Raw genomic sequence first — 12669 nt, 5'->3', positions numbered from 1 at the left:
AATTTAAGTGTTCGCCTCTAAACCAAGTACTTTAGCCAAAGCTGTTAAAAATTTCGCATTTTCAGCTTCAGTACCAATGGACACACGCAGATGATGCGCAATTCCTACTGGGCGAACAATCACACCTTCTTTTAACAACGCATTAAAAGTCTGTGTTGGGTCGGCTTGTATGTCCACCAAAATAAAGTTAGCGCGTGAAGGCACAAAACTTAATCCTAAAGCTTTAAACCCTGCTTCCAATTGCGCCATGCCAGCTTTATTGACCACACGTGATTTCTCAATAAAATCTTTATCTTTCAGTGCCGCAACAGCAGCCACCATAGCTAAATGGTTGACGTTAAACGGTTGACGAATACGATTTAAGAAATCTGTTACTTCTGCTGATGCTAAAGCAAAGCCAACACGTAAGGCTGCCAAACCAAAACACTTCGACATGGTACGGCTGACAATCAAGTTTGGGTACTGGGCTAAAAATTTTAAACTGTTGAAGTTCTCTGGGAAATATTCCACATAGGCTTCATCTAAAACTACGATCACATGGCTCGGTACTTTTTGCATGAAGCGATCAAATTCAGCTTCTTCAAACCAAGTCCCTGTTGGGTTATTCGGGTTTGCAATAAATACTAATTTGGTATTGCTTTTAATGGCCGCTGCCATCGCCTCAAGATCATGCGAAAAACCTTGAGCAGGCACTTCTATTGCTTCAGCATTAATGGCTTGAGTGAGCAAAGCATAGACCGCAAATGCATGTTGACTAAACACGACTGAGTCTTTATCAGAAACAAAAGCGCGCGCAAATATTTCAAGCAAATCGTTTGAACCATTACCAAGGGTAATGCAATTATGCGCCACACCAAACTGAGTATGGATTTCATCTTTTAAGATAAAACCGCCACCATCTGGATATCGTCCAATTTGCGCCAATTCAGCAGCAACTGCTTCTTTTACTTTGTCAGAACAACCCAAAGGGTTTTCATTTGAGGCAAGTTTAACAATATCGGTAATCCCCAATTCACGCTCTAATTCGCTAATAGGTTTACCTGGTTGATATGGTTTTAACTTTGAAATACCTTCATTGGCTGGAGCAAACGACATGTGACCTTTCCATTCTTACAAGTGGTTATAGGGTTGAGTTCTTTACAAACCCAACCACCTTGGAGATTACAATACTGCTATCGGATATGAACCCAATACTCGAACTTCTTTTACTAGTGGACGAATCTCTTCAATCGCCGCTTTAACATTGTCTTGTTCCACATGCCCTTCTAAATCAATAAAGAAGACATAAGCCCATTTTTCAGGCAGCGCAGGACGGGTTTCAATGCTGGTCAAGCTAATATTATGCTTTGCAAAAGGTGCTAAAATTTCAAGCAATGCACCTGCACGATCGTGTGCTGAAATCAAAAGCGAAGTTTTATCATTGCCACTTTGTGGCACTTTTTCACGGCCAATCACTAAAAAGCGCGTTGTATTTTCTGGATTATCTTCAATATTGCTGTGCAAAATTTCAAGATCATAAATGGTTGCAGCCACCTCAGACGCAATTGCAGCCGAATGCCATTCTGTACGAATACGACGCGCTGCTTCTGCATTTGAACTCAAAGCTACACGCTCAACACCTGGATAGTGTGCATCTAACCATGCACGGCACTGTGCTAAAGTTTGCTGATGTGCATAAATTTGTTTAATACTATCTTTGCGGGTGTTTTCAGACACAAGGAACTGATGATGAATACGCAATTCAACTTCACCAATCACATTTAAGTGAGACGATTTAAAACAATCTAATGTATGGTTAACCACACCTTCAGATGAATTCTCTACAGGCACCAAACCATAATGTGCACTGCCCGCTTCTACTTCACGGAAAACTTCATCAATGGTAGGTAGAGGACGAACCACAGCATCATGACCAAAATGCTTTAAAACCGCAGAATGTGTATAGGTGCCGACAGGTCCCAAAAATGCAATACTTTGTGGCGCTTCAAGCGCTAAACACGCAGACATAATTTCGCGGAACAGACGCGCCATAGTCACATCAGACAAAGGACCTTCATTACGCTCCATAACATTACGTAAAACTTGCGCCTCACGTTCTGGACGGTAAAACATTGGATTCTCTTCAGAAGCAAATTTTGCTTTTGCAACAGCTTCCGCCAGTTTTGCTCGACGGTTAATAAGTTGTTGAATCTGCTGATCAACAGAGTCGATATCCTGACGGATTTGATTGAGGTCAAGAGAAGTCGTTGTGTTTTGATCGTCTTGGATCATTGTTATGTCGCCCTTCATATACATTGTGCAAACAGTATAACAATAGTTAGCTTTGAAATCTTGCGCAATAAGACTTTGCATGTTTCAGTGCTAAAAACATACAGTTGATTTAATCATCAAGTTAATCAATAAACTGCCTAAATAATCGACATCAATAAAATCACTGAGGAATCTGTATTGAGCTTGCACATATTATGCAGAACACCCTTAAAAACACACCTCACCTGATTATTGAATTTTTATCTAAGTCTAATGTTTTTAACACTTAAACTTGGTTTAGAAAATTTTTGCTACATCTAGGCAAAAATCACCATTTATCTGTATTTCAGTGCGTTAGACTTTGTTTTAAAATATGCTTTACTTAAGTTGACGTATTCATAACAAAGAGAGTATGCAGCACGACAGATTGCTCTATAGTCTCAATAAAACAAAACAATAATGAACTGTAGGTACTGTCATGCACAAGAAAATTGCGGTCTTAGTCACCTATGACTTTGAGGATGCCGAATATGCTGAACCTGTTGAAGCATTTCGGGCAGCTCGGCATAGTATTATTAATCTTGAAAGTCAGGCAGGCAAAATTATTTATGGTAAAAAGCGTAAAGCCTTTGTGACCATCGACCAAAGTATAGATGATGCCTCAGTGCATGACTTTGATGCCTTACTCATCCCAGGCGGTTTCTCACCTGACAACCTGTGTCAAGATGAACGCTATGTCCTATTTGTCAGGCAATTTGCAAACACACAAAAGCCCATTTTATGCAGTGCCGATGCCCCAAAAGTTTTGATGCATGCAGGAGTCGTAAAAGGCCGACGTATGACGTGCATCCACCACCTTCATCAGGACTTAGAAGATGCAGGCGCGGTGCTATATAATACAGGGGTAGTCAATGACAATAACTTGTACATTTCATCACAAACGCAGCACGACTTACCTGCTTTTATTAAAGAAAGCCTGCTCGTACTCAGTCGCTAAAGAACCAATGCAAGCTCTTTAGCCAACCGATCGGTTTCTCGCTCAGTAACTATTAACGTCCCAACAAACTACGTGCGACAATTTCTTTCATAATTTCATTGGTTCCACCATAGATGCGTTGAATACGCGCATCGACAAAGAAACGTGAAATTAGATATTCACTCATATAGCCATAGCCTCCAAAGAGCTGTAATAAATTATCTGCCACCTTCATTTGCATATCCGTTGAAAAGCTTTTCAGTGCTGCTGCGGTTTCTACATCCAACTTGCCTTGCATATAAAGCTCCACGTTTTGATTGTAAAAAGCTGCTGTGGCTTGTTCATCAATCTTGGCTTGAGCCAAAACAAAACGTGTATTTTGGAACTGAGAAATATGTTGACCAAAGGCTTGACGCTCTTTGACGTATTGAATAGTGACATCAATCGAACCGCGAATTGCACCTATAGCGGTTGCTGCAATTGCTGTACGCTCACGTGGTAGCTCTTGCATCAAATAAGCAAAACCTTGACCTGCTTGTCCCAACAATTGATCTTTCGGAACTTTTACATTGTCATAAAACAACTCAGAAGTGTCTTGCGAATGCAGGCCAATTTTATCAAGATTGGTCCCTTTTTTAAAACCTTCTAAATGTGTATCGACCAACATCAGTGAAACACCCTTTGCACGAGCTTGCGGATCAGTTTTTACCGCCAATACCACAAGGTCAGCATGCTGCCCATTTGAAATAAAGGTTTTAGAACCATTTAAAATATAATGCTCCCCTTGCAAAATCGCATTACTTCGCATGGCTTGTAAGTCTGAACCCGCACCCGGCTCCGTCATCCCTATTGCACCGACCACTTCACCTGACACCATTTGCGGTAACCAGTACTGCTTCTGTGCTTCAGTTCCAATATGCAAAATATACGGTGCTGCAATTTCGGAGTGACAAGAAATACCTGTCGATAAAGCACTAAAACCTGCTCGTGCCGACTCCTCAACCAACATCAGCGAATAATGCGTTGGAACGCCATAACCGCCGTATTCCTCTGGAACATCGACACATAAGAACCCATTTTCACCCAATGCGTTCCATACCGAACGCGGCATTAAGCCTTCTCGTTCCCATTGTTCATAATGCGGTGCAATGTGTTCATTCATAAAGCGACGAAAATTATCGCGAAATAGCTCTAAGTCTGCATCGTAATTCAGCATGTTTTTTCCTTATGTTGATGTTGTTTTATTATTCAGCTCACATGCTAGCCATTTTTAATGCAACTGTCATGACCGCATTAGGCCATTTTTTTATGCGCATAAAAAAAGGAAGCCATTCGGCTTCCTTTTTAAGATGAACTGAAATTATGCGTGAGCATTTTCTTCAACAGCCATTTGGCGGTCTACTTCATCTGGGTTTGCTAGTGCAAAATGTAGTTTTTCTTGGTCTAACTGACCCACCCATTTCGCAACAACAATCGTTGCCAATGAGTTACCCACCAAGTTGGTTAAGGCACGTGCTTCAGACATGAAACGGTCAATACCTAAAATAAGAGCAAGACCCGCCACTGGAATATGACCAACAGCTGATAAAGTCGCAGCCATTACAATAAAGCCCGAACCTGTGACACCCGCAGCACCTTTCGATGAAATCAATAACACACCCAATAAAGTTACTTGGTGCATCAGATCGAGCTGAGTATTGGTCGCTTGAGCAATAAAGATCGCTGCCATCGTTAAGTAGATTGAGGTACCGTCTAAGTTAAATGAATAACCTGTTGGAATAACCAAACCAACCACTGACTTTTCACAACCCGCAATTTCAAGCTTTTTCAACATACGCGGTAAAACCGATTCTGAAGATGACGTACCCAGTACAATCAATAATTCTTCGCGAATCATGCGAATCATTTTCAAAATACTGAAGCCACAAAGACGTGAAATTGTGCCTAGAACCAAGAAAATGAAAAGCAAACAGGTAATGTAGAAGCAGATGATCAACTGAGCAAGTTGCGCCAAGCTGCCAATACCATATTTACCAATGGTATATGCCATTGCACCAAACGCACCAATTGGAGCAAGCTTCATGATCATGTTTACAATGTTAAAGAACACATGCGAAATTTGATCAATAAACTTAAGAACTGGTTTACCTGCGTCACCCAATTTATGTAATGCAAAACCAAACATGAGTGCAAACAGCAATACTTGTAGGATTTCACCTTCAGCAAATGCGCCAACCACAGTGTTTGGAATGATGTGCATAAAGAAGTCGACAGTTGTTTGCTGCTGTCCCGATTCAACAAATTTCGAGATACCCGAAGTATCTAGTGTTGAAGGGTCAACATTCATGCCTACACCTGGTTTCCAGATGTTAATGACCAGTAAACCGATCAATAATGCAATCGTCGATACAATTTCAAAATAAAGTAACGCAACACCGCCTGTTTTACCCACAGACTTCATGCTTTCCATACCCGCGATACCACTCACCACGGTACAGAAAATCACTGGCGCAATAATCATCTTGATCAGTTTAATAAAGCCTTGACCTAGAGGATAAAAAAGCTCGCCCCAGCCGGGTACATATTCTTCAACGCCATTGATAACTTGCGTACCGCTAGGGAAAAAATGCCCTACCAAGATACCCGCAATAATCGCGACAATAACTTGAAAATATAGTGACTTATAGATTGGTTTCTTAGTCATAACTAATACTTCTGTAAATCAAAAAACTGAAAAAATCGGTATACCTACATATCCTTATAGGCAGCAGGCTTTCTGATAAACACAAAAAAGCCCACAGTTTGGACCGCGCCCAAACACCGGGTAAAAATCATGCTGTACAAACATTAGCTATGTGATGAAATTCACAGTTCATTCACATCTACTATAATGGGAGAAACTTAAAAACTAGCAAGTCACAACAATTGAGTAAATTTTACCTAACATTCTTTAAGCAAAGTAAACTCATTTTAAAAATAATGTATAAAATCTAAACAATATGACTCATACTTTAGTCTAATGATGAAAAATTATTTAAAATTAAAAGTGCTATTTTTTTTGATCGTTCATCTAAAATAGCACACCATAGCCGTCACTTACGTTGGTTTGTTCATGAACAACAAAAGAAATATTTATAAAGATACTGAGCACCCTTTTGCCCAGTTTGTTCGCATTATTGGCAAAGGGAAAAACGGTGCACGTTCTCTCAGTTATGAAGAGGCCTATCAAGCCTTTGACATGATTTTGAAAAACCAAGTCTTAGATGTGCAGCTTGGCGCATTTCTGATGTTACTCCGTGTGAAGGAGGAGTCTGTAGATGAACTGGCAGGTTTTGTTCAAGCCACTCGTGATCAACTACCATTTACTGCTCTCGATGTCGATTTAGACTGGTCTTCTTATGCGGGTAAACGTAAGCACTATCCATGGTTTCTTTTGGCAGCGCTGACTTTAGCCAAAGCGGGTTATAAGGTTGTGATGCATGGTGCATCAGGTCATACCATTAACCGTATTTATACCGAACAAGTATTAGAGTATCTCGATTTTAATATTTGCCAAAACCAAGCAGATGTGGAACAGGAATTAGCAACACATAATTTTGCTTATTTACCTTTACATGCCATTTCCCCGATTCTAAGTGAGCTAATTTCCCTGCGAAATGTGATGGGGCTTCGTTCACCTATTCATACCCTTGCACGCTTGATCAATCCGTTTAATGCCAAAGCGACTTTGCAAGCTATTTTCCATCCAGCCTATCGTGGTTCGCATCAACAAGCAGCATTTAAACTGGGTTATCAAAATAGTGCTGTCATTAAAGGCGAAGGTGGCGAGTTTGAACGTAACCCTGATGCTAAAACGTTAATCTGTGGTATTAAAAATGGTGAACTTTACGAACATGAACTACCAAAGCTCACCAACAACCGCAGCCCAATCGAAGAAGAACTGGATTTGGCCGAGTTTAAAGCAGTTTGGCTGGGTGAAAAACAGCACGAATATGGTGAAATGGCAGTGACTGAAACCATTGGCATTGCACTATATACCATGGGAATCTGCGAGCAATATGAAGAAGCGATGCAACAGGCAAAACGTTTATGGCAAAACCGTCTCCACTAAGCACGTTCGATACCCATAAACGTTAAAGTAAAAAGCTAAGCACTGGGCTTAGCTTTTTATCTTTAAAAGAACTTAAATAAATTTGATAGGCTGGAAATCGTCATGCTGATGGTGATGATCATCATCACACTCTTCACCTTCTTCTTTCGTGCCACGGTCGATATAACCACTGCGCTCATCCTCAGGTAAATGTTTCATTTCCCACGCATAGACCGCTTGCATCGAAATTTCACGCTGTTCTTTGGTTAACGCAACCCCATTTGGCCATTTACCAATTTCAACTGCTGTTCTTAAACGCTCAACAATTTCAGGATTGAGCACAGCTAACATTTGTTCAATATTCATGATTTAATCCTGCTGAAAAGAGTCAAAATCTTGATTCCAGCCGAGTTTGGTTCGGCATGACATATAAAAGTCATAACCCGGCGGATGTAATAAATTCAGTTTAAAGGGATGTTTACGAATATGTAAACTGTCACCGACATTTAAAGATACGCTGTGCTGACCATCGGCACTAACCATCGGTAATACACGATTTTCACGAATGAAAATCTTAATTTCGCTGTGTCCACCCACCACAATTGGGCGTGAAGACAAAGTGTGGGGATGCATTGGAACTAAAGCGATCGCATCCATACTCGGATGTACAATGGGTCCACCACCAGACAGCGAATAAGCTGTTGAACCTGTTGGAGTCGATACAATCAAACCATCACTATGTTGACGATAAACATATTGGCCATCAATATTGAGCTCAAAGTCAATCATATGTACCGATTTACCTGAGTGCAACACCACATCGTTTAGGGCAATCGCATCATAAATGGTTTCACCTTTTGAGCGAATTTCCATTTCCAACAGGAAACGGCGGTCCAGTTGAAATTCACCTTTTAAGACTTGATCGAGCTTAAAAATCACTTCTGTTGGCTTAATGTCCGTTAAAAAGCCCAAGCGACCTCGGTTTACCCCAATTACAGGGGTATTGTATTTCACCAAAGCTCGTGCGGCATGAAGAAGTGAACCATCTCCACCCACCACAATCACCAAATCGACCACTTCACCCAGAAGTGCTCGACTGACTGTTTGTGTATTTTTATAAGGAACGAGTTCAGCTGTTTCCGCATCGAAAACGGGATGTAACCCTAAACTGAGAAGATGATCATGAATAAGACATAAGGTTTCGACGACTGAAGACTTATCTGGACGCCCAATTAAGCCTATGTTTCGAAATGTTTTATGTGAAATTTGCACCAGCAACATCGCTCCGCTAAGATTCCCGCCTATCATAGCATTATTTATTTAAATTGATTCAAAACTAAAGTGACTGCTTCTATACAAATATTTATCTCTATATTTCAATTTGTTCACAGTTTAATTATTGCAAATTAGCGAAAAGCTTCGCATGATTAGCACAATTTATCAGGATCTTATCAGTATTTATGAAGTCAGAACGTGGCATCGGTATAATTGCACTGATCTTCTGCATCTTAGTCATTGCAGCTTTTTTGGTCTTTAGTATTTATTTAATAAGACTAGATTCGGTTGTTCGTGACAAGTTTGAAGGAAAGCGTTGGGATATCCCTGCGAAAGTATTCGCACGTCCGCTTGAAGTGTATACCAACGCACCGATTAGTCAGGCTGACTTTACCCAAGAGCTCAAACTTTTGGGCTATAAGTCCTCTGAAAACTATACCAAATCAGGCAATTATGTCAGTTCTGGCAATGAGTTATATGTGCATACACGTGGCTTTGATTTTGGAGATAGTGTCGAACCTGAGCAAGTACTTAAAGTCACCTTTGCTGATGAACAAGTCTCTGAAGTAAGTGCCACTAAACCTTCCTCTACAGGGATTGCACGCTTAGAGCCGATGCTCATAGGTGGGATCTATCCACAGCATAACGAAGACCGTGTACTGATTAAACTCGATAAAGTCCCTAAACCATTAATTGAAGCCTTAATCGCAACGGAAGACCGTAATTTTTATAGCCACCACGGTATTTCAATCCGTGGTACTGCACGTGCGATTGTGAGTAATGTCACAGGTGGAAAACGCCAGGGTGGTTCAACGCTGACCCAACAGTTGGTGAAAAACTTCTATCTCACTCCTGAAAAAACCATTAAGCGTAAAGTCAATGAAGCATTTATGGCTTTATTGGTTGAACTTCACTACAACAAAGATGAAATTTTAGAAGCGTATCTTAACGAAGTAAATCTTGGTCAAAATGGTAATTATTCAATTAATGGCTATGGCTTGGCTTCACAGTTCTACTTCGGCATGCCTTTACGCGAACTGAATATTGCACAACAAGCGTATTTGGTTGGTTTGGTACAAGGTCCAACCTTATATAACCCTTGGCGTAATCCAGAAGCGGCTAAAAAACGTCGTGATATCGTTTTAAACAACATGTTGGTCATGGGCTATTTGACGCAAGAACAGTATGAAACTGAAACGGCTCGCCCTTTAAATGTGATTGCCAAACCAACTCTCGGCCCATCACGCTTCCCAGATTTCTTAGACATTGTACGTCGTCAGTTGCGTACCGAATACCAAGAAGGTGATTTAACTAATCAAGGTCTACGTATTTTTACAACACTCGATCCGATTGCCCAGACCAAAATTCAAGACTCGTTTAAAGCAACAGTTAATCGTTTGAGTCGTGGGTCAAATCGTTTAAAAGAGTTGCAAGGTGCTGTATTGGTTGCGCATCCTGAAAATGGTGAATTAGTCGCAGCAGTAGGATCAACACAAGATTTTACTGGGTTTAACCGCGCATTAGATGCCAAACGTCAAGTTGGCTCACTGCTCAAGCCTGTAATTTATCTCAGTGCAATTCAGTCAGGTCGCTATAACTGGGCTAGTCCTGTTGAAGACAGTAGTATCAGCATTCAGTCAAATGGTCAGTCATGGACACCAAAAAACTATAGTGGTGGCGAACATGGGGTTGTACCGATGGTACAAGCTTTGTCTCATTCGTATAACTTATCATCCGTACGTTTAGGCCAAGAGTTTGGTTTATCAACATTTAGTAATCACTTAAAACGTTTCGGTGTGACTAGCAACATCCCAAGCTATCCATCTATTTTCTTGGGTGCGGTAGACATGTCTCCAATGGAGGTACTTGGCATTTATGGTAATTTTGCAACAGGGGGCTTTAAATACCCAACCAAAGCGATTCGTACCGTTGTCGATCAAAATGGTCGCCTACTGACCCGTTATGGTCTAAACGTCCAACAAACTATTGACCCTTCTTCTGCCTACGTCCTGAACTATGGACTCCAACAAGTGATGACTTCGGGCACGGGACGCTCTGCGTACAATACTCTTCCGACGTCGCTCAAGCTTGCAGGAAAATCTGGCACCACCAATGACACCCGTGATTCATGGTTTGCAGGTTACTCAGGCAACTATGTTTCTGTAGTATGGTTAGGACTGGATGACAACAAACAAACAGGCTTAACAGGTTCTTCAGGTGCTTTACCTGTGTGGACCAATGTAATGAGTCAACTGCGTCAAAAGCCTGTCAATTTACGCCAACCCGATGATGTTCAATGGCACTGGATTGACAGTGGTTCAGGCTATCTTGCAGCCCAAGGTTGTGAGGGCGCAATGTATATTCCACTACTTCGTAACACCATTCCCCGAAAGGCAACCGCATGTGGCTTGCCTCATTATCAAGTTGAACCCACTTACAATCCTGAAACAGATGGTAACCAAGCTACACCTGAACAAGGCGACAGCATAGACAACTATATTCGTGAAAGTGAATCAAATATGCAACGCAACCTAGAAAATGACACGCAGGTCATTTCAAGCGGTAGCTACCAACCTGAATAAATAGGACGGATTTAAATTTTGATGTGGTTTAAACGTTTAAGTATCTTAGCAATCGTCATAACTGTGGCAGGCTGTCAAAGCCTCCCACAGCAAACTGATAAAAAAATGCCAGAGAAAGCTGAGCCGAACAAAGAGCAGCAAACACCATCAGGTGTAACGATTCACCCTTATGATCGCGAAGAAATTCAACGTCAAAAAATTGTGATTCCTGAACAAAAGACCAAACAGCAGTTTGATGATGGTCGACAACTCCCTGCATTCAAAAACTTGATGCAAAAAACACAAACCGCTTACCGCCAAGGTCAGTGGAACCAAGCTCAAGGTTTTGCTATGCAGGCGCAACGTATCGCCCCACAGTCAAGTGAAACCTTCCTGTATTTGGCGCTAATTGCCAATCAACAAAAACAACCTGCAAATGCAGAATCACTCGCGCGTCGAGGCCTGAGTTATGCGCAAAGTAATGCCATGAAAAAGCAACTTTGGAGCATTATCTTAAAAGCTGGTCAAATGCAGAAAAACCCAAAAACCATTCAACAAGCCCAGACTGCAATCAAAAGCCTGTCTTAAAAGTACGCTCCATTAAATGGAGCGCTGACCTGCTATACCATAAGCACCATAACTTTGTGCTTTGGCTAAATCAGCTAACTGTAAGCCACCTAGGGCAAAAATTGGGATGTGAATCTTTTGAGCAATCAGACTAAACTGCTCCCAGCCCAAAGTGTCACTATTCGGATGGCTTAAAGTTTCAAGTACAGGGCTAAGTAAAATGGCATCACAGCCAATATTCTGCGCATGTTCTGCACTTTCTGTGTCATGACAGGCCGCAATATAACGTTGACCAACTTTTAAATCGCCTTTACGAAGTTGCATCAGTTGAGATTGTTTCAAGTGTATAGCCGCAATCGCTTGCTGCTGTAAAGGGTTCAGCTCTTTCCACAAGCTTACATTCACAATGACTCGCGACAGCTGTTCCACACTCAGTTCCGCTATATTTAAAAGATGTTCAGGGCTTACAGGCACTCTCCAATACATCATTTGCTGTTCAGCTAAAGTCTTCAACAGCGTAATTTGCTCAGAAATCTTAATCACCTGCGGAGCATACAGTCGCTTTAAAATGGCCTGATTGGCTTTAGGAAAGTTTAAATCCTGTAACTCGGCACGTTTAAACCATGCCCATGGCACACGAATGTCTGAAAGCTGATGATCTGAGACAATGCCATGAAACAAATGTAAATGCACAATGACGTCCTCATATTCAAACTGAATACTGTCAAAGGCATGCCAATCTGTAATATCAATTCCAACTTCTTCTAAAACCTCACGGCGACATGCGTGTTCTGTGGTTTCACCTGACTCAACTTTCCCGCCTGGAAATTCGTGCTTATTACCTTGATGTTGCTCAGCCTGACGCCATCCCACCAATACTTTGCCTTGATGTAAAAGAATAGCTATAGCAACTTGAACCAGAGGTTTTGACATAATCAGATTCCATTTCA

At 41.3% G+C, this 12669-nt stretch carries 11 protein-coding genes; 4 read left to right on the top strand and 7 right to left on the bottom strand.

What is annotated here, in order from left to right:
• Nucleotides 1-3 precede the first annotated feature (3 nt).
• Together hisC and pheA are read right to left on the bottom strand one after the other, a co-directional pair.
• A complete protein-coding gene (gene hisC, locus ACE01U_RS14605; RefSeq protein WP_086207879.1) occupies nt 4-1095 on the bottom strand; it encodes a histidinol-phosphate transaminase in 1092 nt (363 codons plus the stop codon).
• A 66-nt stretch (nt 1096-1161) separates the two neighbouring features.
• Nucleotides 1162-2271, bottom strand: coding sequence for a prephenate dehydratase (gene pheA, locus ACE01U_RS14600; RefSeq protein WP_110975388.1), 1110 nt, complete (start codon nt 2269-2271; stop codon nt 1162-1164).
• A 457-nt stretch (nt 2272-2728) separates the two neighbouring features.
• Here pheA and ACE01U_RS14595 point away from each other — a divergent pair, with 457 nt between their 5' ends.
• Nucleotides 2729-3247 carry a DJ-1/PfpI family protein gene (locus ACE01U_RS14595; RefSeq protein WP_110975389.1) on the top strand — a complete coding sequence of 173 codons (519 nt, stop codon included), beginning with the start codon at nt 2729-2731 and terminating at the stop codon, nt 3245-3247.
• Nucleotides 3248-3299: 52 nt separating this feature from the next.
• On the opposite strand, the gene ACE01U_RS14590 is transcribed toward ACE01U_RS14595, so the two are convergent.
• Both ACE01U_RS14590 and ACE01U_RS14585 read right to left on the bottom strand, forming a co-directional pair.
• The gene (locus tag ACE01U_RS14590) at nt 3300-4442 is read right to left on the bottom strand and encodes an acyl-CoA dehydrogenase family protein (RefSeq protein WP_395579815.1); all 1143 of its coding nucleotides are present in this window, start codon (nt 4440-4442) and stop codon (nt 3300-3302) included.
• A 144-nt stretch (nt 4443-4586) separates the two neighbouring features.
• A complete protein-coding gene (locus ACE01U_RS14585) occupies nt 4587-5930 on the bottom strand; it encodes a dicarboxylate/amino acid:cation symporter (RefSeq protein WP_086207883.1) in 1344 nt (447 codons plus the stop codon).
• 408 nt (nt 5931-6338) lie between these two features.
• On the opposite strand from ACE01U_RS14585, the gene ACE01U_RS14580 reads away from it, so the two are divergent.
• On the top strand, nt 6339-7337 hold the full coding sequence (locus ACE01U_RS14580; RefSeq protein ID WP_086207884.1) for a glycosyl transferase family protein: 999 nt from the start codon (nt 6339-6341) through the stop codon (nt 7335-7337).
• A gap of 72 nt (nt 7338-7409) precedes the next feature.
• On the opposite strand, the gene ACE01U_RS14575 is transcribed toward ACE01U_RS14580, so the two are convergent.
• Nucleotides 7410-7682 (bottom strand): YeaC family protein, encoded by a 273-nt coding sequence (locus tag ACE01U_RS14575; protein WP_110975391.1) that lies wholly within the window; start codon nt 7680-7682, stop codon nt 7410-7412.
• A gap of 3 nt (nt 7683-7685) precedes the next feature.
• The gene (locus ACE01U_RS14570; RefSeq protein WP_171264389.1) at nt 7686-8624 is read right to left on the bottom strand and encodes an NAD(+) kinase; all 939 of its coding nucleotides are present in this window, start codon (nt 8622-8624) and stop codon (nt 7686-7688) included.
• Between the two features lie 152 nt (nt 8625-8776).
• Between ACE01U_RS14570 and mrcB the strand changes: the two genes are divergently transcribed.
• Complete coding sequence (gene mrcB, locus ACE01U_RS14565; protein WP_151706376.1) at nt 8777-11173, top strand: penicillin-binding protein 1B; 2397 nt, start codon at nt 8777-8779, stop codon at nt 11171-11173.
• Between the two features lie 21 nt (nt 11174-11194).
• Nucleotides 11195-11740: a tetratricopeptide repeat protein gene (locus ACE01U_RS14560; protein ID WP_395579824.1), complete on the top strand. Its 546-nt coding sequence runs from the start codon at nt 11195-11197 to the stop codon at nt 11738-11740.
• 12 nt (nt 11741-11752) lie between these two features.
• Here ACE01U_RS14560 and ACE01U_RS14555 read toward each other — a convergent pair whose 3' ends face one another.
• Nucleotides 11753-12652, bottom strand: coding sequence for an NUDIX domain-containing protein (locus ACE01U_RS14555; protein ID WP_119063045.1), 900 nt, complete (start codon nt 12650-12652; stop codon nt 11753-11755).
• Nucleotides 12653-12669: the final 17 nt, after the last annotated feature.

Source organism: Acinetobacter halobius (assembly GCF_044130335.1).
GTDB lineage: Bacteria > Pseudomonadota > Gammaproteobacteria > Pseudomonadales > Moraxellaceae > Acinetobacter.
The sequence above is the reverse complement of the archived record's forward strand: the minus strand, read 5'-3'. Positions and strand labels throughout refer to the sequence as shown.